This is a genomic window from Streptomyces sp. NBC_00207 (assembly GCF_045160965.1).
In the GTDB taxonomy this organism is placed as follows: Bacteria; Actinomycetota; Actinomycetes; order Streptomycetales; family Streptomycetaceae; genus Streptomyces.
Window position 1 is genome coordinate 6,057,035 of record NZ_CP130715.1, and the last position, 21,456, is coordinate 6,078,490.

A 21,456-nucleotide genomic window follows, 5' to 3' on the forward strand; every position below is an offset into this window, starting at 1 on the left:
CGGCGTTTGAGGAGCGGGGTCCGGGGCGGAGCCCCGCTCTTGAAGCCCCGCCGACGTGTGAGGCGCGGGCGCGGAGCGCCGTAGGGTCCGGGGCGGAGCCCCGGTCTTCGAACCGCAGACCGAGCCGGAGGCTAGATGGCTTCCTTGCGGGTCAGGAAGTTGAACGAGATCCACCCCGGCAGCACCGGCAGCCAGAACGTCATCAGCCGGAACAACAGCACCGCCGAGATCGCGACCTCCTTCTCCAGCCCGGCCGCGATCAGCCCCAGCGTCAGCGTGGTCTCGACCGCGCCCATGCCGCCCGGCGTCGGAGCCGCCGAACCCAGCGCGTTGCCCGCCAGGAAGACCACCGCGATGCTCGCGTAGCTGATGGCCTCGCCGCCCCCGAACGCGCGGATCGACGCGTCCAGGCACATCACGAAGCAGCCGGTCAGCAGCAGCATCCCGCCGATGCCGGTCATCAGCTTCTTCGGCCGCTGGAGCACGTCCAGCATGCGCGGCACCACGCCCGCGAACAGCGCCCGCACCCGCGTCACGACGAACTTCCGCATGAACGGGACCGCCGTCACCACCAGCACGAGCACGGCGACCGTCAGGAGCCCCGCGATGACCGCCCGGGAAGGGGTCATCTCGGGGGTCTTCTCGGTTCCGGTCAGGTAGCCGAAGGACAGCAGCAGCAGGATGTGGCTGGCCAGCCCGAAGAGCTGGGAGGCTCCCACGCTCGCGACCGCCAGCCCCGGCCGGACCCCCGCCCGCTGCAGGAAGCGGGTGTTCAGCGCGACACCGCCGACCGCCGCCGGAGCCACCAGCTTCACGAACGAACCGGCCACCTGCGCGACCACGGTCCGCAGGAACGACACCCGCTCCGGCACGAAGCCCAGCAGGCTCATCGCGGCCGCGAAGTACGTCAGCGCCGAGAAGGCCAGCGCCGCCCCGACCCAGCCCCACTGCGCTTCGGCGATGATCGTCGCGAAGTCCACGTGGGCGAGCTGCGTGAGCAGGAAGTACGCACCGAACGCGCCCGCGATGAACGACACCAGCGTGCGCGGCCGGATCCGCTCCAGCCGGGCCGGCTCCACCGGAGCCTGCGGGCGGATCAGCAGCACCTGCTGGCGGATCTGGCTCAGCAGGTCCTCCTCGCGGGCCCCGTCCAGTGCGTCGTCCAGGGCCCTCTTCTCGGCCTTGCGGTCGGCCGCCGCCGAGGCGGGCACGGAGGTCGCGGACTCCGCCTCGCGCGCCGCCTTCGCCGCCCGCGAGGACTCCAGTACGGCCTCCCGCTGCCGCTCCGCCCGCTCCCGGGCCAGCTTGCGCAGCGTCGCCCGGGTGGAACGGCTCAGCGCGATCGGCTGCAGCAGCGGCAGGCAGTCCGCCACCGCGTCCGGGCCGAGCACCGACACCGCCGAGGCCACCGACCGTTCCGCGCCGACCCGCAGGCCGAGCGTGGTGAGCAGCTGCGCGATGTCCATCCGGAGCACCAGATCGCCCGCGGCGATCTCGCCGCCCCGCAGGTCGGTGAGGATGACATTGCCGGAACGATCCACCACCAGGGCGTCCCCGGTCAGCCGCCGGTGTGCGATCCGCCGCGACTGGAGGGCCCGTACCTGCTCCCAAGCGTTGCGGCTGAGCTCGTCGGTGATCTCCTCGTCGGGGACGGAGTCCAGGGTCCGGCCGCCCAGGTGCTCGTACACGAGCATCACCGCGTCCGGACCGAGCTCGGAGGTGGCGATCAGCTTCTGCGCGTTGGCGCCGGCCGCGATGGCCGCGTACGCGAGGAGCGCCTCCTGCTCCAGCGCCTGGCGCAGCGACTGCAGGCTGCGTCCCGTGGTGATGCCGCGCAGGGTGAGGCGGCGCCAGACCCGGTAGAAGAAGCCCTGGGCCTGCTGCTCGCGGTCGACGACGGTGACGTCGAGCGGCGGGCCGTCCTCCAGGGTGACGTGGTAGCGCCTGCCCCGGTCGCTCACCTCGGTCGCCTCGGGGCCCTCGGGCATCTCGGCGCGCATCGCGCTGACGGGCTGGAAGCCGACCCGGCGCAGTCCGGCGAGGAGGTTCTGCCCGGTGGGGCGCACGTTGGGCGAGCCGACGGCGTACAGGGTGCCGTAGGCGACGCTCCAGCCGATCAGCACGGTGAGGATGATCGAGAAGGGTGTGGTGTAGCCGTTGACCAGCATGGTGAGGGCGTTGAGCAGCAGGACCACCCACAGCGCCACGCGCCAGTGGGGTCTGCGGGTCATGCCGACGGCGGTCATGTACGCGATGACGGGCGCGAGGTAGCCGTGCACCGGGTCGGTGAGGGCCCCGCCGCCCGCGGGGCGGGTCAGGGCGTCCTGGATGGTGTCGGGGGCGGCCTGGGAGACCCACAGGTCGGTGGCGAGGGTGACGCCGTGCGCGAGGACGGCGGCGAGCACTCCGTCGGCGATGCGCAGCCCGTCGCGTTTGATCAGCCGCTCGATGGCGAAGGCGACGGGCAGCAGCAGCACCGCGATGCTGGACACCAGCGCCGCGACCTTGATCAGCAGGTCCGGCGCCTGGCCGGTGCCCTTGCTGATGTCCTCCTCGAGACCGACGGTCGTGCCGTGGGCGAAGGCGGCGATGGCGAGCAGGACGGCGATGCCGAGGATGCCGACGAGGAGGCGTACGAGGTCGGACGGCCGGTGCACACGGGCGGCGAGCAGCGGTTCGTCGACCTCGACGCGGTCGGCGGCCGTGGAGGCGTGGCCGTGCGGCCCCTCCGCGTCGCCGCTCTCGCCGTCGGTGCTGGTGTCACCCTCGGGGCGCGGGGCCTTCGGCGGGACCTTCGACAGAGCCTTCGGCGGGGTCTCCGGGCGGGTCGCCGGAACGGGGTCGGGGCGGGGGGCGGCGCCGTCGTCTGGGCGCGCGCCGTCGTCAGCCGCCGCGCCGTCCGGAGGGCTCACACCCTGCTCCTTCGTCGTCACATCCGTCTCTTCTTGATCACGTATCACCAGTCACCGCCCGGAAGATGGTGGCACGGACCGACGGGCCAGCGGGGCATCAGGGTGCGTGCCGGTCCGGAACCCCGACTTCCGCCGACCGGCCTCCGGCGTACTGCACCATGTGCTGAATGAGTGAGGAGCTGCCCGCGTATGCGGAGCACGTGCTTGAGGTGGCAGAGCGTATTCCGCCCGGCCGGGTGATGACATACGGGGACGTCGCCGAATGGCTCGGTGAGGGAGGCCCGCGCCAAGTCGGGCGTGTCATGGCCCTGTACGGGGGAGCCGTGCCCTGGTGGCGCGTGGTGCGGGCGGACGGCGTACCCCTGCCCGGCCACGAGCTGCGCGCCCTTGAGCACTACCGGGCCGAGGCCACTCCGCTGCGCCTGACGGCGGGCGGTGAGCCGCGGCTGGACATGCGCCGGGCGCGCTGGGACGGGGCCGCGGGAGACCCCGGACAGGACGGCACGCGCGACGAGGCTCACACCTGACAGCTTCGGCCATGTGCGGCCTGGACGGGCGATCGGGCGACCGTGCGAACGTCCGTACGGGCTACCCGGGGGGACTGCGCGGCGTCGGCCGGTTGCCGTAGCGTTGCCTCTTCGGCTTCTCCGCGAGCCGGCACGGCAGCACCCGCAGACCCACCAGGACCGGCACCCCACGTGATCACCTCTTCCTCCGAAAGCCGCCGCACCGAGCGGCGGCGTACGCGGACCCCGGACGCGTACCGCCTCGTGCGCACCGGGCCGGAACGGGTGGATCCCCCTGTGCTGGACGCAGCGCAACGGGCGGTGGTTGACCACGCCGGCGGACCACTCCTGGTGCTGGCCGGACCGGGCACCGGAAAGACGACCACGCTGGTCGAGGCCGTCACCGCCCGGGTGGAGGCGGGGGCGGACCCCGCCCGCATCCTCATCCTCACCTTCAGCCGCAAGGCGGCGGTGGAACTGCGCGACCGGGCCGCCCTGCGGCTGGGCGGTGCGCGGGCTCCGCAGGCCACCACCTTCCACTCCTTCTGCTACGGCCTGGTCCGCTCCCACCAGGACACCGACCTCTTCGCCGACCCGCTGCGGCTGCTGTCCGGCCCGGAGCAGGACGTGATGGTCCGCACCCTGCTGGAAGGCCAGCGCCGGATCCGGTCCATCCGCTGGCCCGACGACCTGCGCGCGGCGCTGACCACGCGCGGGTTCGCCGACGAGGTCCGTGCGGTGCTGGCCCGCGCCCGCGAACTGGGCCTCGGCCCGCAGGCCCTCTCCTCGTTCGCCGACCGGATCGGCCGCCCGGACTGGAAGGCGGCGGCGGCCTTCCTCTCCGAGTACCTGGACGTCCTGGACCTGCAGGGCACGCTGGACTACGCGGAACTCCTGCACCGTGCGGTCCTCCTGGCGGAAGGCACCCCTGCCCTGTCCTCCTCCTATGACGCGATCTTCGTGGACGAGTACCAGGACACGGACGCCTCGCAGCTGCGGCTGCTGCGGGCGCTGACCGGGCGCGGCGGCACGCTGGTCGCCTTCGGCGACCCCGACCAGTCGATCTACGCCTTCCGCGGCGCGGACATCAACAACATCCTGGACTTCGAGTCCGCCTTCCCGGGAGCGCAGGTCAAGGCCCTGACGGTGGGCCGCCGCTCCGGCGCGGCCCTGCTGACGGCGACCCGTCTCCTCACCACCCGGATGCCGGTCCCGCGGCTGCCGGCCGCGGCGGTACGCGCCCACCGCGGGCTCCAGGCCACCCGCGACGGCGGCCGGGTGGAGGTGTTCACGTACCCGACGGCCGGCGCCGAGCTGGACAACATCGCCGACATCCTGCGCCGGGCCCACCTGGAGGACGGCGTCCCCTGGCAGGACATGGCCGTCCTGGTCCGGGCCGGCGGCCGCACCCTCCCGGCGATGCGCCGCGCCCTGATCTCGGCCGGGGTCCCCGCCGAAACGGACGGCACGGACACCCCCCTCCGCCACGAACCCGCCATAGCCCCCCTGCTGACGGCCCTCCGCCTCACGGCCACGGCGACCCTGACCACCGAAGCACCGGCCGAGCCGGCCGCCACCGCCGAAGCCGACGCGACCGCCGGGGCCCCGGCCGGCGTGACCGCCGCAGCCGCAGCCGAGGCCGCCGCAGCCGAGCGGGAACCGGCCCCGAGCCCCGACGCGGCCGTCCCCGGCTCCGCCGGAGCGGGCGGGGCAGCAGCCCCCGGCGCGGCCGGCACGGGTGCCGCCGCGGACGGCGGGGAGCCGGGGCCCGGTGCGCCCGACGGGGCGGCCGAGGCCGGCGAGGCGGGACCGGGGCCGGGCCCCGACACCGCCGACCCCGCCGGAGGCGTCACCGTCGAGGCCGCCGTCACCTTGCTCACCTCCCCCCTCGGCGGCATGGACGCCGCCGACCTGCGGCGGCTCGGCCGGGCGCTGCGGGAGGAGGAGCGCGCCGCCGGCGTCAAGGTGCCCGCGCCCTCCGACGTGCTGCTCGCGCGCGCCCTGGCCGAGCCGGAGCGGCTCACCGCGCACGACCCCGCGTACGCCCGCGGAGCGCAGCGCCTCGGCCTGCTCCTGCGCAAGGCCCGCGAGCTGCTCCAGGGCGGCGGCACCGCCGAAGAGGCCCTGTGGATCCTCTGGGACGGCACCCCCTGGCCCCAGCGGCTGGAGCGCAGCGCCCGCCGCGGCGGCGCCGCCGGCCGCAACGCCGACCGCGATCTCGACGCCGTCTGCGCCCTCTTCGACACCGCCGCCCGCGCCGAGGAGCGCACCGGCGGCCGCGGCGCGCTCAACTTCCTCGAACAACTGGAGGCGGAGGACATCGCCGCCGACACGTTGACGGCCCGCGCCACCGGCTCCGAAGCCGTCCGCCTGATGACCGCCCACCGTTCCAAGGGCCTGGAGTGGTCCCTCGTCGTCGTCGCCGGTGTCCAGGAGGGCCTGTGGCCCGACCTCCGCCGCCGCGGCTCCCTCCTGGAGGCCGACCGCATCGGCCGCGACGGCCTCGCCGAGCCCCTCACCGCCGGCGCCCTCCTCGCCGAGGAACGCCGGCTCTTCTACGTCGCCGCCACCCGCGCCCGCGACCGCCTCGTCGTCACCGCCGTCAAGGCCCCCGCCGACGACGGCGACCAGCCCTCCCGCTTCCTGACCGAGCTCGGGGTCACCCCGAAGGACGTCACCGGCCGCCCCCGCCGTCCCCTCGCCGTCCCCGCACTCGTCGCCGAGCTGCGCGCGACCACCGTCGACCCGGACGCCTCGCCCGCCCTGCGCGACGCCGCCGCCCGGCGCCTGGCCCGCCTCGCCGCGCTCACCGACGACGAGGACCGCCCGCTGGTCCCGGCCGCGCACCCGCAGCGCTGGTGGGGCCTGTACGAGCCCACCCGCAGCAGCGTCCCGCTCCGCGACCGGGACCGGCCCGTCGCCCTGTCCGGCAGTGCCCTGGAGCAGCTCGCCAACACCTGCTCCCTGCAGTGGTTCCTCGGCCGCGAGGTCAAGGCCGACACCGCTTCCACCGCCGCCCAGGGCTTCGGCAACGTCGTCCACGTCCTCGCCGACGAGGTCGCCTCCGGCCGCACCCCCGCCGACCTGGCCGTCCTCATGGAACGCCTCGACTCGGTGTGGGACGCCCTCGCCTTCGACGCCCCCTGGAAGTCCCGCCAGGAGAAGGACAACGCCCGCGCCGCCCTGGAGCGCTTCCTGCGCTGGCACACCACCGACCGCGGCGGCCGCGAGGCCGTGGCCACGGAGCACGAGTTCGACGTCACACTCGAAGCCGGCGAGGTCGCCGTCCGCATCCGGGGTTCCATGGACCGGGTCGAATCGGACCCGCAGGGGCGCGCGTACGTCGTCGACTTCAAGACCGGCAAGTCCGCGCCCACCAAGGACGAGGTGGCCCGCCACCCCCAGCTCGCGGTCTACCAGCTCGCCGTGCGCGAGGGCGCCGTCGACGAGGTCTTCGACGGGCTGCGCCCCGCGCCCGGCGGCGCCGAGCTCGTCCAGCTCCGCCAGGGCGCGGCCCAGCGCGACGGCGGCGACACGGTCCCCAAGGTCCAGGCCCAGCAGCCGCTCGACGGGGAGTGGGTCGGCGACCTGCTCGCGACCGCCGCCGGCCGGGTGCTGGACGAGCGGTTCGCGCCCGCCACCGGCAAGCACTGCGACCACTGCTCCTTCCGCAGCGCGTGCAGCGCCCGTCCCGAGGGCCGCCAGACGGTCGAGTGAGCGGCCTCCCGGCCGGCCCCGGAGGGCCGGGACGGTCGGGGCTGTCGGTGGGGGCGGCTAGCCTTTTTACGTGTCCGCGCGTGCGCCCGTCCTCACCGATCCCGAGCAGCTCAAGGAGCTCCTCGGGATCCCCTTCACGCCCGAACAGATGGCCTGCGTCACCGCCCCGCCCGCCCCGCAGGTCATCGTCGCCGGCGCCGGATCCGGCAAGACCACCGTCATGGCCGCCCGCGTGGTCTGGCTGGTGGGCACCGGCGCGGTCGCACCCGAGCAGGTCCTCGGCCTGACCTTCACCAACAAGGCCGCCGGCGAACTGGCCGAGCGCGTACGGAAGGCCCTCGCGCGGGCCGGGATCACCGACCCGGACCCTTCCCCGGCCGAAGCGGGGGCCGAGGGAGCCGGCGGGGAGCCGCGCATCTCGACGTACCACGCCTTCGCCGGCCAGCTCCTGAAGGACCACGGCCTGCGCATCGGCCTGGAGCCCAGCTCCCGCCTCCTCGCCGACGCCACCCGCTTCCAGCTCGCCGCGAAGGTGCTGCGCGAGGCCCCCGGCCCGTACCCCTCGCTCACCAAGTCCGTCCCCGACCTGGTCGGCGACCTCCTCGCGCTCGACGGCGAGCTCTCCGAGCACCTGGTCGAGCCGGACCGGCTCCGCCTCCACGACACCGGGCTCCTGGACGTGCTCGCCGGCACCAGGCTCACCAACGAGGACCTGCGCAAGGTCCCCGAGGCCGTGCGCGGCCGCCTCGAACTGCTCGAGCTCGTCGTCCGCTACCGCGCCGCCAAACGCGCCCGCGACCTCTTCGACTTCAGCGACCAGATAGCCCTCTCCGCGCAGCTCGCCACCACCCGCCCCGAGGTCGGCGCACTGCTGCGCGAGGAATTCAAGGTGGTGCTCCTGGACGAGTACCAGGACACCTCGGTCGCCCAGCGCCTCCTGCTCTCCGGGCTGTTCGGCGCGGGCTCCGGCCACGCCGTGACCGCCGTCGGCGACCCCTGCCAGGCCATCTACGGCTGGCGCGGCGCCTCCGTGGCCAACCTCGACGACTTCCCCGAGCACTTCCCGCACGCCGACGGGAGCCCCGCCACCCGGCTCTCCCTCAGCGAGAACCGGCGCAGCGGCGGCCGGCTCCTGGACCTGGCCAACGGGCTCGCCGCCCCGCTGCGCGCCATGCACGAAGGCGTGGAGGCGCTGCGCCCCGGGCCGGGGGCCGAGCACGCGGGCCAGGTCCGCTGCGCCCTGCTGGAGACCCACGCCCAGGAGCTCGACTGGCTCGCCGACTCCGTCGCCCACCTGGTCCGCACGGGCACGGAGCCGCGCGAGATCGCGGTCCTGTGCCGTTCGGCCGGGGACTTCGCGCGGATCCAGGCCGTGCTGGTGGACCGGGACGTGCCGGTGGAGGTCGTCGGCCTGTCCGGGCTGCTGCACCTCCCCGAGGTCGCGGACCTCGTCGCCGTCTGCGAGGTCCTCCAGGACCCGGGCGCCAACGCCTCCCTCGTCCGGCTCCTCATCGGCCCGCGCTGGCGGATCGGCGCGCGCGACCTGGCCCTGCTGGGCCGCCGGGCGCGGCTCATGGTGGGCCGCTCGCCGGCCGGGGCGGACCCGGACGAACGGCTGGCGGCGGCCGTGGAGGGCGTGGACCCTGCGGAGATCGTGTCCCTGGCCGACGCGCTGGAGACCTTCCTCGACGGCGCCGGACAGGCCCCGGACGACCTCCCCTTCTCGGCGGAGGCCCGGGTCCGCTTCGCGCACCTCGCCCAGGAACTGCGCGACCTGCGCCGCTCCCTGGCCGATCCCCTCATGGACGTCCTGCACCGCGTGCTGTCCGCGACCGGCCTGGAGGTGGAGCTGTCCGCCTCCCCGCACGCGCTGGCGGCCCGCCGCCGCGAGACGCTCTCGAACTTCATGGACGTCGCGGCCGGTTTCGCCGCGCTCGACGGCGAGGCCTCGCTGCTGGCCTTCCTGGCGTTCCTGCGCACGGCCGCCCAGTACGAGAAGGGCCTGGACCACGCCCTGCCGGGCGGGGAGAACACGGTCAAGGTCCTGACGGCCCACAAGTCGAAGGGCCTGGAGTGGGACGTGGTCGTCGTCCCCGACCTGTGCGCGGGGTCCTTCCCGAAGGAGAAGGCGCCCGAGGCCTGGACCTCGTACGCCAAGGTGCTCCCGTACGCGCTGCGCGGCGACGCCCCCACCCTGCCGGCGGACCCGGACTGGACCTCGGCCGGCCTGAAGGCGTTCAAGACGGCCCTGAAGGACCACAAGGCGACGGAAGAGCTCCGCCTGGGCTACGTGACCTTCACCCGCCCCCGCTCCCTCCTCCTGGCCTCGGGCCACTGGTGGGGCCCGACCCAGAAGAAGCGCCGCGGCCCTTCCGGCTTCCTGTCGGCCCTCTACGAGCACTGCGCGGCGGGCTTCGGCGAGATCGAGGCCTGGGCGGACGAGCCGGACCCGGCCGCCGAGAACCCCTCCCTCGCCGACGCCTCCACCCCGGACCACTCCTGGCCCCTCCCGCTAGACCCGCATTCCCTCACCCTGCGCCGGGCGGCGGCCGCCCTGGTGGAGTCCTACCTGGCGACCCCGCCCCCGCCGGAGGACGAGTCCTACCTCTGGCCCCCGGACTGCGAGGAACCGTCCTACGAGGAGGAGCCCTGGCCGGACGACGACGCCTGGGCCGACACCGCGTGGGGCGAGGCCCCGGCGGCCCTGCCGGCCGGCGGCGCAGCCGTGCCCCTGCCCCAGCAGCCGCGGCCCGGCGCCGCCCACCCGGCGGCGGAGCAACCAACGGACACCCCCGCCCCGCAGGGCGATGCCGCAGCCGTGCCCGGCCGGGCACGGGGCGGAGCCGCGGATACGGCGGATCCGCACCCCGGCTCCCGGCCGGACGACGACGCCCGGGACCCCGCCGGCGTACCCGCGCCCAGGGCCGGAGGCCCGACCCCCCGCGGGGTCCGGGGCAGCGCCCCGGATGCGGGGAGGGGCGGGGCCGGGGAGGAATCCGGCCCGGCCGGCCCGGCCGGGCCGCTCGACGACGGCCTCCGGCCGGAGGCCCACGCCCGGCCCGCGTCCGGCGGTGGCGCAGCCGTGCCCGCGGGTACGGATCCCACCGCGGACCCGGTCCGGTCCACCGGCCCGGTTGACGACGAGCTGTGGCCGGAGGCGGCCCACTGGGCCGTCGCCGAGGACCAGGGCGGAGCCCGCCGCCCGGCGCAGCCGCGTACCGGCACCACCGCCCCGGAGGGCGATGACCCCTGGGCGGGCGAGGCGTGGGCCGGTGGGGCCGGGCCCGGGTCGCGGGGCGGAGCCCGCCGCCCGGCGCAGCCGCGTACCGGCACCACCGCCCCGGACGGCGATGACCCCTGGGCCGGCGAGGCGTGGGCCGCGGAGGCGCGGCCCGCCGCCCGCCCGGGCGGCGGCGCAGCCGGTCTCGCCCCCGAGGACGCGCGCGCCATCGCCTCCTGGGACCGGGACCTCGACGCCCTGGAGGGCGAGCTCCGCCGCGCCCGCGCCGCCGTCCGCGACGTCGAGCTGCCCGCCGCCCTCTCCGCGAGCCAGCTGCTCCGGCTCGCCGCCGACGAGCAGGGCTTCGTACGCGACCTCGCCCGCCCCATGCCCAAGCCCCCGCAGCCCGCCGCCCGCCAGGGCACCCGGTTCCACGCCTGGGTCGAGTCCCGCTTCGACGAGCTCCCGCTGCCCTTCCTCGACGTCCTCGACCCCGTCACCGACCTCCCCGGCGCCGGCTCCGACCAGGAGATCGCCGACGAGGCCGACCTCGACTCCCTCAAGGCCGCCTTCGAGCGCAGCCCGTACGCCGACCGGCCGCCCCACCGGATGGAGGCCCCGGTCCAGCTCACCCTCGCCGGCCGCGTCATCCGCGGCCGGATCGACGCCGTCTACAAGACCAGCACCGCCGAGGACGGCGACTCGTACGAGATCGTCGACTGGAAGACCGGCCGCACCACCGAGGCCGATCCCCTCCAGCTCGCCGTCTACCGCCTGGCCTGGGCCGAGGCCACGAACACCCCGCTCAGCCGGGTCACCGCCGCCTTCCTCCACGTCCGCAGCGGCCGCGTGATCCGGCCCCGCAACCTCCCCGACCGGGCCCGCCTTGAGCGGATCCTCCAAGGCAAAACGGACACCGGCGGTGCCCATCAGGCGGACGGCTAGGCTCGTGGGCATGAGCGACACCCCGCCGGACAACGTCGTCCGCACCTACATCGACACCCACCGCGGCGACTTCCTCGACGACCTCGCCGAGTGGCTCCGCATCCCCTCCGTCTCGGCCCAGCCCGAGCACGCGGGCGACGTGCGCCGCAGCGCGGAATGGCTCGCGGCGAAGCTCAAGGAGACGGGTTTCCCGGTGGCCGAGGTCTGGGAGACCCCCGGCGCCCCCGCCGTCTTCGCGCACTGGCCGAGCGAGGACCCGCAGGCCCCCACCGTCCTGGTGTACGGGCACCACGACGTGCAGCCCGCCGCCCTCGCCGACGGCTGGCACACGGACCCCTTCGAGCCGGTGGTCCGCGACGGCCGCATGTACGGGCGCGGCGCCGCCGACGACAAGGGGCAGGTGTTCTTCCACACCCTCGGGGTGCGCGCGCACCTGGCGGCCACGGGCGCCGCCGCCCCCGCCGTGAACCTCAAGCTGATCGTCGAGGGCGAGGAGGAGTCCGGCTCCATCCACTTCCGCGAGCTCGTCGAGGCCCGCGCCGGTGAACTCGCCGCCGACGTCGTGATCGTCTCCGACACCGGCATGTGGTCCGAGACCACCCCCACCGTCTGCACCGGCATGCGCGGCGTCGCCGACTGCGAGATCGACTTCCACGGCCCGGACCAGGACATCCACTCCGGTGCCTTCGGCGGGGCCGTGCCCAATCCGGCCGCCGTCGCCGCCCGCCTGGTCGCCGCCCTGCACGACGACGACGGACGCGTGACGATCCCCGGCTTCTACGACGGCATCGCCGAGCTCACCGAGGCGGAGCGCGCGCTCATCGCCGAGCTGCCCTTCGACGAGTCCGAGTGGCTCCGTACGGCCAGGTCCCACGCGGCCTACGGTGAGGCCGGCTACTCCACCCTGGAGCGCGTCTGGGCCCGCCCGACGGCGGAGGTCAACGGCATCGGGGGCGGCTACCAGGGCCCCGGCGGCAAGACCATCGTGCCCGCCTCCGCCCACCTGAAGCTGTCGTTCCGCCTGGTGTCCGGCCAGGACCCGTACGAGGTCGAGGCCGCGGTCAGGGACTGGGTCGCGGCCCGGATCCCGGACGGCATCCGGCACTCCATCACCTTCGGGGCCCCGACCCGGCCGTGCCTGACCCCGCTGGACCACCCGGCCCTGCAGTCGGTCGTACGGGCCATGGGCCGCGCCTTCGGCCAGAAGATCCGCTTCACCCGCGAGGGCGGCTCGGGACCCGCGGCGGACCTCCAGGACGTCCTGGACGCGCCCGTCCTCTTCCTCGGCATTTCGGTACCGTCCGACGGCTGGCACTCGCCGAACGAGAAGGTCGAGCTGGACCTGCTCCTCAAGGGCGTCGAGACGACCGCCTACCTCTGGGGAGACCTGGCCGCCACCCACCGCGCAACCGCCTGACACCCGACGCACGCACGCCTGCCTTGTCCCACCACCGGGGGAGTTGGAAGTACCTGTGAGCACCCATACCGAGCGACCTCTCGCCGAGCGGCCCCTCTCGCTCGCCGCGCCCAGCGGGATCGACCGCGCCGCGCACCACCGCCTCGACGAGGCGTGGCTCGCCGCCGCCTGGAGCCACCCGACGACCCGCGTCTTCGTCGTCTCGGGCGGTCAGGTCCTGATCGACGACACCCCCGACGGGGGCACCGCCATCGTGATGACCCCGGCCTTCGAGGCCCCGGTCACCGAGACCCACCGCTACTTCCTGGGCACGGACGAGGACGGCGTACGGTACTTCGCGCTGCAGAAGGACGCCCTGCCGGGCCGCATGGACCAGTCGGCCCGCCCGGCCGGCCTGCGCGAGGCCGGACTGCTGCTCTCCCCGCGCGACGCCGGGCTGATGGTGCACGCGGTGGCACTGGAGAACTGGCAGCGGATGCACCGCTTCTGCTCCCGCTGCGGCGAGCGCACGGTGGTCGCCGCCGCCGGGCACATCCGCCGCTGCCCGGGCTGCGGCGCCGAGCACTACCCGCGCACCGACCCGGCCGTGATCATGCTGGTCACGGACGAGCACGACCGCGCGCTGCTGGGCCGCCAGGTGCACTGGCCGGAGGGCCGCTTCTCGACCCTCGCCGGGTTCGTGGAGCCGGGCGAGTCGATCGAGCAGTCCGTCGTCCGCGAGGTGTGGGAGGAGGCGGGCGTCCGGGTCGGCGAGGTCGAGTACGTGGCCAGCCAGCCGTGGCCCTTCCCGTACAGCCTGATGCTGGGCTTCACGGCCCGCGCCACCACCTCCGAGATCACGGTGGACGGCGAGGAGATCCAGGAGGCCCGCTGGTTCTCGCGCGAGGAGCTGCGCGCCGCGTTCGAGACGGGCGAGGTGCTGCCCCCGTCGGGCATCTCCATCGCCGCCCGGCTGGTCGAGCTCTGGTACGGCGAGCCGCTGCCGAAGATGGCGGCGTAACGTTCGTCACAGCAGAAGGCCCCCGCCTCGGCGGGGGCCTTTCTGGTGCTCGCGGGTACCTGCGGGCGCTCGCGGGTGAGGCTGCCTCAGACGGCGAGGGCCTGCTTGACCTGGGCCAGGCTCGGGTTCGTCATGACGGACTCGCTGCCGGCGGCGGACTTCACGAGCACGGTGGGAACCGTCTGGTTGCCGCCGTTGGCCTTCTCCACGAACGCGGCGGACTCCGGGTCGAGCTCGATGTTGATCTCGTTGTACGCGATGCCTTCCCGGTCCAGCTGGGTCTTCAGCCGACGGCAGTAGCCGCACCAGGTCGTGCTGTACATCGTGACGGTGCCCGTGTCCTGCATGCTGCGCTCTCCTTCGTGAAGGCTCGGTGATCCGAGTACTCGAACGTACGGGACCCCGCCGCCATTCCCGTACGGCGCCCCCGCACGGCCGGTGTGACTGATACGACGGATACGTGCCGCCTGTGGACGGTTTTCCCGCCCGACCCACGAGACCTGGCAGCATGGCGGGGTGACATCAGCAACGCACTCCCCATCGTTCCCCGCCTCCGCCGACTCGGCCGACGCGGTGCTCCTGGGCCTGGACCCGGAGCAGCGCGAGGTCGCGACGACCCTGCGCGGGCCGGTGTGCGTGCTGGCGGGCGCCGGTACCGGCAAGACCCGCGCGATCACCCACCGCATCGCCTACGGCGTCCGGTCGGGCCAGCTCATGCCGGCCAGCGTGCTGGCCGTCACCTTCACCAACCGCGCCGCGGGAGAGATGCGCGGACGCCTGCGCACCCTCGGCGCGGGCGGGGTCCAGGCCCGGACCTTCCACTCCGCCGCCCTGCGCCAGCTCCAGTACTTCTGGCCCAAGGCGGTCGGCGGGGACGTGCCCCGGCTCCTGGAGCGCAAGATCCAGCTCGTCGCCGAGGCCGGCGCGCGCTGCCGCATCCGGCTCGACCGGGGTGAGCTGCGCGACGTCACCGGTGAGATCGAGTGGGCCAAGGTCACGCAGACGGTGCCGGCCGACTATCCGGCCGCCGCCCTCAAGTCGGGCCGCGAGGCACCCCGGGACATGGCCGAGATCGCCCAGATCTACGGGACGTACGAGCAGCTCAAGCGCGACCGGGGCATGATCGACTTCGAGGACGTGCTGCTCCTCACCGTCGGCATCCTCCAGGACCGCCACGACATCGCCGAGCAGATCCGCACCCAGTACCAGCACTTCGTGGTCGACGAGTACCAGGACGTCAGCCCCCTCCAGCAGCGGCTGCTGGACCTCTGGCTCGGCGAGCGCGACAGCCTCTGCGTCGTCGGCGACGCCAGCCAGACGATCTACTCCTTCACCGGCGCCACCCCCGACCACCTGCTGAACTTCCGCACCAAGTACCCGCAGGCCACCGTGGTCAAGCTGGTCCGCGACTACCGCTCCACCCCCCAGGTGGTCCACCTGGCCAACGGGCTCCTGAACCAGGCCAAGGGCCGCGCCGCCGAGCACCGGCTGGAGCTGGTCTCCCAGCGCGAGACCGGTCCCGACCCGGTCTACGCCGAGTACGCGGACGAGCCGGCCGAGGCCGAGGGCGTCGCCCACCGGATCCGGGACCTGATCGCCGCGGGCGTCCCGGCCGGCGAGATCGCCGTCCTCTACCGCATCAACGCCCAGTCCGAGGTCTACGAACAGGCGCTTGCCGACGCCGGGGTCCCCTACCAGCTGCGCGGGGCCGAACGGTTCTTCGAGCGCGCCGAGGTCCAGAAGGCGATCCTCGCGCTGCGCGGAGCCGCCCGCTCCGGCGGGAACGACCCGCTGCTCGACGACGTCGTGGAACTGGGCTCCCAGGTCCGGGCGGTGCTCAGCTCCACCGGCTGGACCTCCGCGCCGCCGGCCGGCTCCGGCGCCGTACGCGACCAGTGGGAATCCCTGGCCGCGCTGGTCCGGCTCGCCGAGGACTTCGCCCGGACCCGGCCGGGAGCCACCCTGGCGGACCTCACGGTCGAGCTGGACGAGCGCAAGGCCGCCCAGCACGCCCCGACCGTCCAGGGCGTCACCCTGGCCTCGCTGCACGCGGCGAAGGGCCTGGAGTGGGACGCCGTGTTCCTCGTCGGCCTCACCGACGGCATGGTGCCGATCACGTACGCGAAGACCGACGAGCAGGTCGAGGAGGAGCGCCGGCTGCTCTATGTCGGCGTCACCCGGGCGCGGCTGCACCTGACCCTCTCCTGGGGCCTCTCCCGGGCTCCGGGCGGCCGGGCCTCCCGGCGGCCCAGCCGCTTCCTGAACGGCCTGCGGCCGGGCTCCGCGGTGCCCCGCAGCGGGCCGGGCTCCGCGGCCGAGAGCGGGCCGCGCAAGCGCGGCCGCCGCGGCCCGGTGCGGTGCCGGGTCTGCGGCAAGACGCTGACCGAGGCCGGCGAGCTCAAACTGATGCGCTGTGAGGACTGCCCGTCCGACATGGACGAAGGGCTCTACGAGCGGCTGCGGGACTGGCGCGCGGGCCAGTCGAAGGAGCAGGGCCTGCCCGCCTACTGCGTCTTCACGGACAAGACTCTGATGGCGATCGCGGAGGCCGCGCCCACCGAGGCGGGCGAGCTCTCTATGATCTCCGGAGTGGGCGGGCGCAAGCTCGACCGGTACGGAGCCGAGGTCCTGGCCATATGCGCAGGTCAGGAGCCCGGGCCCGAGGATCCTGCCGACGCGTAGAAACTCGTCGGAAAAATAGTTTGCACATGCCCAGCGAAGACCCATAGGTTCTTAGCAACGGAAACGGTGGCTTCTCCGAAGCCCTGGATCCGTGCTGTACTTATCCGAATACGCATGGGACAGGCCCTCGGGCCGAGTCCCCGAGACGCCGAGAGGAGGCGAGACCAGTGACCAGCTTCATGACCTTCACCAAAATGACCGATCGCTCGGTCGACGCTTCCTGCCTGCTCGGTTCCGTCTCCCTTCTGGGTACCGGTGTGTCCGCGATTTCCGCCGACCGCCCCGCCCTGCTGGCGACCCTTCCGGTCAGTGAGCGCAATGAGCGACCGACCCAGGCACCGGTGGCAGTACTGGCAGCAGAAGCTCAGGCGCATGGCGCCTATGGCTTCGCGGCCGCAGCCGGTGCCGGAGCCAAGACGAAGCAGACGAAGCAGCAGCACCACCTGATGTGGGCCTTCCGTGGGCTCGAACCCTGGAGTGATCCAGTCTGATCGCATGATCAGGCCGGCGCCTTCAGGGCCGCGGAACCCCACCCGGGATCCGCGGCCCTTCTGTTTGCCCCCGAACGGGGGCGAACGCAGCAAAGGGGCCTCGGGACTGGCAGAAGCAGGTGACAGCCGAACCCGGCCGACCGGCCGGAACGACTAGCCGACCAAGACGACGAGGAAGAAACCACCGTGCAACTCGAAGCGCACGCCCCGTCCGTAACGCAGACCCACACGATCTCCCCGCCCGCAGTCCCGGAGGACCACGCCTTGACCCCGCTCACCGCGCTCACCGCGCTCGACGACGCCATCGAGAACCTCGGCGTACCCGTTCCCTGCCGCACCTTCGACCCCGAGGTCTTCTTCGCCGAGTCCCCGGCCGACGTCGAGTACGCCAAGTCGCTCTGCCGCACCTGCCCGCTGGTCGAGGCCTGCCTCGCCGGAGCGGTCGAGCGCCGCGAGCCCTGGGGCGTCTGGGGTGGCGAGCTCTTCGTCCAGGGTGTCGTCGTCGCCCGCAAGCGGCCCCGTGGCCGTCCGCGCAAGAACCCGGTTGTCGCGGCATGACCGCCATCGGAACCATCGACCGCCCCCTGACGCACGACCCCCTGAAGCAGGCCCTCATGACCTCCTACACCACGAGCGAGCAGCCCCACGGCGCCGCCCACGCAGACTTCATCACCGCCGGCGCGATGACCTCGCGTCAGAACAGGACCCGCGAAATGCAACTCATCCCAGAAGCCCTGGCTCGTGCCCATATGGACGAGCGCATGCGTGAGGTGGACGCCGAGCGTCACGCCGTGCGCCTGGTCGCCGCCCGCCGCATGCAGCGGCGTGCCGAGCGCGTCTCGATGCGCGCCCGCCGTGCGCTGGCCATGGCCGTCATGCACTAAGAGCTGAAAACAGCGTCCCCGGGGGGACCGGTCCGAACGGACCGGTCCCCCCGGTGCGTTGCGGACGGCAGTCCACCCCCTGCGGGGATATCGTCTGGAGGTGGACCAGCCGACTCCCCACCCCGTCCCGTCGGGATCCGAGGCCCAGCCCGTCGTCTGCGCGCGCTGTGGCACGGAGTCCCCCAACGGCGCCCCGCCCACCTGGACCTGCTCGGTGGAGAACGGGACCAGACAGTACTTCTGCGTCGACTGCGCGCGGGCCAACCTGCGGGCGATCGAAGGCAGGCTCGACTCGTCCTGGTGGTGACGCCGCGGACCCTACGGAGTCACTCGGCGGAAGCGAACCCGGGCAGCCATGCGTCCAGTTCGTCCCGCAGCCGCACCGTCGCGCCCAGCTGGCACAGCACCCCGATCGTGCTCAGCGTGACCCGGTGGATCAGCAGGTACGAGGGCGGCAGGTTGATCTGCCGGCCCAACTGGTGCGCGGGGGAGCGGGGATCGGCGATCCGCGCCGCCTGGCCGCGCAGCCACGGCCGGGTGAAGGTGAACTCCTCCGCCTCGGCCGGCTCGATGATCGGCTTGAGGTAGTCCAGCACCGCGTCGGGGTCCAGCTCTATGGACTCCTTCACGAACCCCTCGGCGCGCAGGTGCCCGTAGACCCCTTCGGCGTCACCGTCCAGGGTCATCCGCAGCGACCTGCCGATGGGCTTGGGCCAGCCGCCGGGCAGCCGGTCGACGGTGCCGAAGTCCAGGACGCCCAGCCGCATCCCGCCGTCCGCCCCCGGTATCAGCCGGAAGTTGCCCGGGTGCGGATCCGCGTGCAGCAGACCCGTGCGCGCGGGACCGGAGAAGAGGAACCGGGCCAGCAGCTGCCCGGCGCGGTCGCGCTCCTCCTGGGTGCCGTCGGCTATCACCTCCGACAGCGGGGTCCCCTCCATCCACTCGGTCACCAGCACCTGGTCGCCCTGGTGCACGACATCCGGCACGACCACGTCCGGATCGTCCACGAACGCGTCCGCGTGCGTCCGCTGGGCTTCGGCCTCCAGCTCGTAGTCGAGCTCCTCGGCGACCCGGTTGCGCAACTCCTTGATCAGCGGCTTGATCTCCATGCCGGGGATCAGCGGCCCCAGCAGCCCCGCGAACCGGCCCAGCTGCTTCAGGTCCGACAGCAGCGCCTCACCGGCCCCCGGGTACTGGACCTTGACCGCGACCTGCCGGCCGTCGTGCCACACCGCCCGGTGCACCTGCCCGATCGAGGCCGCCGCGGCCGGCTTGTCCTCGAACTCCTCGAACAGCTCACGCCAGTCCTCGCCGAGACGGTCCGCCAGCACCTGGTGCACCGTCGCCGCGGGCAGGGGCGGAGCCGCCTCCTGGAGCTTGGTCAGCGCCGCCCGGTAGGGCCCGGCGACCTCCTCGGGCAGCGCCGACTCGAAGACCGACAGGGCCTGCCCGAACTTCATGGCACCGCCCTTCAGCTCCCCGAGCGTGCGGAACAACTGCTCGGCGGTGCGCTTCTGGAGCTCGCTCGCCACGATCTCGGCCGACTTGCCCCCGAGCCGCTTGCCCAGCCCCCACGTGGCCCGTCCCGCGATGCCGAGCGGCAGCGCGGCCAGCTTGACGGTCCGGGTGACCGCCTTCCGGGGAAGATCAGACATACGCCCCTCCATTTCCCAGACAGCCGCGCCGCGAACGGCGGTTCAGGACACCCTCGGCCTCAACGCATCCTGTCATGGGCCTCCCGCCCGGTCCGCGCCCGATCCGCCTTCGGGGACCTGCCCTGCCGGACCGGTGTGCCGGAGCGGCGCCGCAGGCCCGGTGTCCGCGCCGCACGGGCAGTCCGGGTGGGGGCGGACCGGAGCGGGCTGCCAGTGGAGGGCGGGGAGGGCCGCCTCCCAGCGGGTGGCGGTGGACGCGGGCAGTTCACCGTCGAGGAAGGAGAGCGCATGGGCCGCGGCCAGCCCGGCCACCGCCGTGGACAGGCCCAGGTCGCAGGCGGCGCTCGCGCGGCGGCGGTGGGCCGAGCGCCACTGCACCAGCATCCGGGGCCAGGCCGCGTCCCGGTCCACGAGGTCGCGCTCCATGCACCCCGCGCAGGCCGTCACCCCCGGCAGGACCAGCGGACCCACCAGCCCCGTCCCCTCCAACACCCCGGCGTACAGGTGCGGGATGCCGGTGGCGACCCAGTCGGCCGCGGTGCCCGGATCGGGGGCCCAGGCGTGCAGCCCGTCCCGGGGCGCGACCACCACCAACGCCAGCCGCGGCTCCGAGCCCTCCTCCTCCCCGGCCCGCGGGGTGCGCCCCGGGGCCGATGAGCGCACCAGCTTCCCCGCGGCCTCCGCCCGCAGCCGGCCCACGCTTCCGGGATCCAGACCTCCCGGCGCCACGTCCGCAGGCTCCACCCGGCCCCCGTCGAGCACCTCGACCCGGCCGACACCGGCTCCCGCCAGGACCGCCGCGATCACGGCGCCCACCCGGCCGCTCCCGCGCACCCGGACCCGTATCGCCCTTCGCGCGGCGACACCCCGCAAGTCCCCGCCCGGCTCCCGGTGCACGAGGGAGAGCGAGCCCAGATCGGGCCCCAGCCTCTCCAGGGCCTCCGGCTGCCTGCGCACGGCCTGGGCCCGCGGACCTCCCGCTGTGGCGTCGTCGAGCAGACCGGCTCCCGCCAGCTGCCTGACCAGTGCGTCGGCCTGGCCGTCCGGGAGCCCCATCCCCGTGGCCTCGGCGCGCAGCAGCTCCATCCCCCGTGTGCCGTCGATCCGGTCGATGAGCGTGCCGGTCGCCGTGTCCACCGGCCCGAGCACCACCGCATGCGCGGGGGTCACCCCGAACTGCACCGTCTCCCGGTCCCGCCAGGCCCGCGCCAGCGCGGGCTTCACCTTCGGATACATGTCCGGTCCCCCTCGATTTCCCGTGCGGACTCGCGCCGCCCTTTTCCCGCTCTTCCGCAACAGTGCCCGTCCGCCGGAATCCGTGCGGGAATTTGTCCACAGGCGAGGGGTATTAGGCATATGAGATGAAGGGGAATGCCGTTCTCGATATCGGCTGCGCATCGCTCACGTTCGAACCGCGGACGCGCGGGACTTCCGCCGCCGCTACCGGGTACCTTCGTGGCGTGTCCGCCGACCCATCGCCGCGCGCCGTCGAAGTCCGCCGGAGCGCGCGCCGCCGCAGGACCGTGTCCGCCTATCGCGAGGGTGACCGTACGGTCGTCCTCATCCCTGCCCGGATGTCCGAGGCGGAGGAGCAGCGATGGGTGGGCGTCATGCTCGACAAGCTGGCCGCCCAGGAGAGCAAACGCACCCTCGGGGACGCGGAACTGACCGAGCGCGCCGAGCGTCTGTCCGAGCAGTACTTCGGCGGCCGCGCGCGCCCCCGCTCGGTCCGCTGGGTCACCAACCAGAACACCCGCTGGGGCTCCTGCACCCCGGCCGAGGGCAGCATCCGGCTCTCGCACCGCATCCAGGGCATGCCGGAGTACGTCGTCGACTACGTGCTCCTGCACGAGCTGGCCCACCTCCTCGTGCCCGGCCACGGGCCGCGCTTCTGGGAGCTGCTGGAGGCGTACCCGCGCACCGAGCGGGCCCGCGGGTACCTGGAGGGAGTGGTGGCGGCCGAGCGCCTTCCGAAGGTCCCGGCCGCCCGCGAGGAATGAGCAGGAAGGCCTCGTACCCGTCCGTCA

General features: G+C 74.0%; 15 protein-coding genes. 11 read left to right on the forward strand and 4 right to left on the reverse strand.

Features of this window, described 5'->3' with window-relative positions; all coding sequences use genetic code 11:
• Nucleotides 1–131: 131 nt before the first annotated feature.
• Nucleotides 132–2,912 (reverse strand): lysylphosphatidylglycerol synthase domain-containing protein, encoded by a 2,781-nt coding sequence (locus OG472_RS28815; protein WP_405942208.1) that lies wholly within the window; start codon nucleotides 2,910–2,912, stop codon nucleotides 132–134.
• 167 nt (nucleotides 2,913–3,079) lie between these two features.
• On the opposite strand from OG472_RS28815, the gene OG472_RS28820 reads away from it, so the two are divergent.
• The 5 genes from OG472_RS28820 (at nucleotide 3,080) to nudC (ending at nucleotide 13,717) form a co-directional block, all read left to right on the forward strand.
• Nucleotides 3,080–3,439, forward strand: coding sequence for an MGMT family protein (locus tag OG472_RS28820; RefSeq protein ID WP_401606711.1), 360 nt, complete (start codon nucleotides 3,080–3,082; stop codon nucleotides 3,437–3,439).
• 174 nt (nucleotides 3,440–3,613) lie between these two features.
• Nucleotides 3,614–7,135 carry an ATP-dependent helicase gene (locus OG472_RS28825; protein ID WP_405834953.1) on the forward strand — a complete coding sequence of 1,174 codons (3,522 nt, stop codon included), beginning with the start codon at nucleotides 3,614–3,616 and terminating at the stop codon, nucleotides 7,133–7,135.
• A 70-nt stretch (nucleotides 7,136–7,205) separates the two neighbouring features.
• Nucleotides 7,206–11,300 carry a UvrD-helicase domain-containing protein gene (locus tag OG472_RS28830; RefSeq protein WP_405831896.1) on the forward strand — a complete coding sequence of 1,365 codons (4,095 nt, stop codon included), beginning with the start codon at nucleotides 7,206–7,208 and terminating at the stop codon, nucleotides 11,298–11,300.
• Nucleotides 11,301–11,310: 10 nt separating this feature from the next.
• Nucleotides 11,311–12,717: a dipeptidase gene (locus OG472_RS28835; protein ID WP_401606706.1), complete on the forward strand. Its 1,407-nt coding sequence runs from the start codon at nucleotides 11,311–11,313 to the stop codon at nucleotides 12,715–12,717.
• A 43-nt stretch (nucleotides 12,718–12,760) separates the two neighbouring features.
• Nucleotides 12,761–13,717, forward strand: a complete 957-nt coding sequence (gene nudC, locus OG472_RS28840) for an NAD(+) diphosphatase (protein WP_401606703.1) — start codon at nucleotides 12,761–12,763, stop codon at nucleotides 13,715–13,717.
• An 86-nt stretch (nucleotides 13,718–13,803) separates the two neighbouring features.
• Here nudC and OG472_RS28845 read toward each other — a convergent pair whose 3' ends face one another.
• Entirely contained in the window at nucleotides 13,804–14,064 is a 261-nt protein-coding gene (locus tag OG472_RS28845) for a mycoredoxin (RefSeq protein ID WP_030011087.1), read from the reverse strand.
• Nucleotides 14,065–14,233: 169 nt separating this feature from the next.
• Here OG472_RS28845 and OG472_RS28850 point away from each other — a divergent pair, with 169 nt between their 5' ends.
• The 5 genes from OG472_RS28850 to OG472_RS28870 all read left to right on the forward strand — a co-directional run bounded on the left by OG472_RS28850 (nucleotide 14,234) and on the right by OG472_RS28870 (nucleotide 18,081).
• Nucleotides 14,234–16,399 (forward strand): ATP-dependent DNA helicase UvrD2, encoded by a 2,166-nt coding sequence (locus OG472_RS28850; protein WP_401606702.1) that lies wholly within the window; start codon nucleotides 14,234–14,236, stop codon nucleotides 16,397–16,399.
• A gap of 179 nt (nucleotides 16,400–16,578) precedes the next feature.
• Nucleotides 16,579–16,890, forward strand: a complete 312-nt coding sequence (locus tag OG472_RS28855) for a hypothetical protein (protein ID WP_319732482.1) — start codon at nucleotides 16,579–16,581, stop codon at nucleotides 16,888–16,890.
• A gap of 186 nt (nucleotides 16,891–17,076) precedes the next feature.
• Entirely contained in the window at nucleotides 17,077–17,448 is a 372-nt protein-coding gene (locus OG472_RS28860; RefSeq protein WP_361752963.1) for a WhiB family transcriptional regulator, read from the forward strand.
• On the forward strand, nucleotides 17,445–17,774 hold the full coding sequence (locus OG472_RS28865; RefSeq protein WP_383562692.1) for a hypothetical protein: 330 nt from the start codon (nucleotides 17,445–17,447) through the stop codon (nucleotides 17,772–17,774). Before OG472_RS28860 ends, OG472_RS28865 begins: the two co-directional genes overlap by 4 nt.
• 100 nt (nucleotides 17,775–17,874) lie before the next feature.
• Entirely contained in the window at nucleotides 17,875–18,081 is a 207-nt protein-coding gene (locus OG472_RS28870) for a hypothetical protein (protein ID WP_401606699.1), read from the forward strand.
• Between the two features lie 19 nt (nucleotides 18,082–18,100).
• On the opposite strand, the gene OG472_RS28875 is transcribed toward OG472_RS28870, so the two are convergent.
• Both OG472_RS28875 and OG472_RS28880 read right to left on the reverse strand, forming a co-directional pair.
• Complete coding sequence (locus OG472_RS28875) at nucleotides 18,101–19,429, reverse strand: ABC1 kinase family protein (RefSeq protein ID WP_401606696.1); 1,329 nt, start codon at nucleotides 19,427–19,429, stop codon at nucleotides 18,101–18,103.
• A gap of 72 nt (nucleotides 19,430–19,501) precedes the next feature.
• Complete coding sequence (locus tag OG472_RS28880) at nucleotides 19,502–20,665, reverse strand: ThiF family adenylyltransferase (RefSeq protein ID WP_405831900.1); 1,164 nt, start codon at nucleotides 20,663–20,665, stop codon at nucleotides 19,502–19,504.
• Nucleotides 20,666–20,790: 125 nt separating this feature from the next.
• Here OG472_RS28880 and OG472_RS28885 point away from each other — a divergent pair, with 125 nt between their 5' ends.
• Nucleotides 20,791–21,429 carry a M48 family metallopeptidase gene (locus tag OG472_RS28885; RefSeq protein WP_401606691.1) on the forward strand — a complete coding sequence of 213 codons (639 nt, stop codon included), beginning with the start codon at nucleotides 20,791–20,793 and terminating at the stop codon, nucleotides 21,427–21,429.
• Nucleotides 21,430–21,456: the final 27 nt, after the last annotated feature.

Bases quoted from the DNA above. Each gene is read 5' to 3' on its own strand.
- OG472_RS28875 (WP_401606696.1), bottom strand. From the start codon at position 19,429: ATGTCTGATCTTCCCCGGAAGGCGGTCACCCGGACCGTCAAGCTGGCC.
- OG472_RS28820 (WP_401606711.1), top strand. From the start codon at position 3,080: ATGAGTGAGGAGCTGCCCGCGTATGCGGAGCACGTGCTTGAGGTGGCA.
- OG472_RS28880 (WP_405831900.1), bottom strand. From the start codon at position 20,665: ATGTATCCGAAGGTGAAGCCCGCGCTGGCGCGGGCCTGGCGGGACCGG.
- OG472_RS28845 (WP_030011087.1), bottom strand. From the start codon at position 14,064: ATGCAGGACACGGGCACCGTCACGATGTACAGCACGACCTGGTGCGGC.
- OG472_RS28865 (WP_383562692.1), top strand. From the start codon at position 17,445: ATGACCGCCATCGGAACCATCGACCGCCCCCTGACGCACGACCCCCTG.
- OG472_RS28885 (WP_401606691.1), top strand. From the start codon at position 20,791: ATGAAGGGGAATGCCGTTCTCGATATCGGCTGCGCATCGCTCACGTTC.
- OG472_RS28835 (WP_401606706.1), top strand. From the start codon at position 11,311: ATGAGCGACACCCCGCCGGACAACGTCGTCCGCACCTACATCGACACC.
- OG472_RS28855 (WP_319732482.1), top strand. From the start codon at position 16,579: ATGACCTTCACCAAAATGACCGATCGCTCGGTCGACGCTTCCTGCCTG.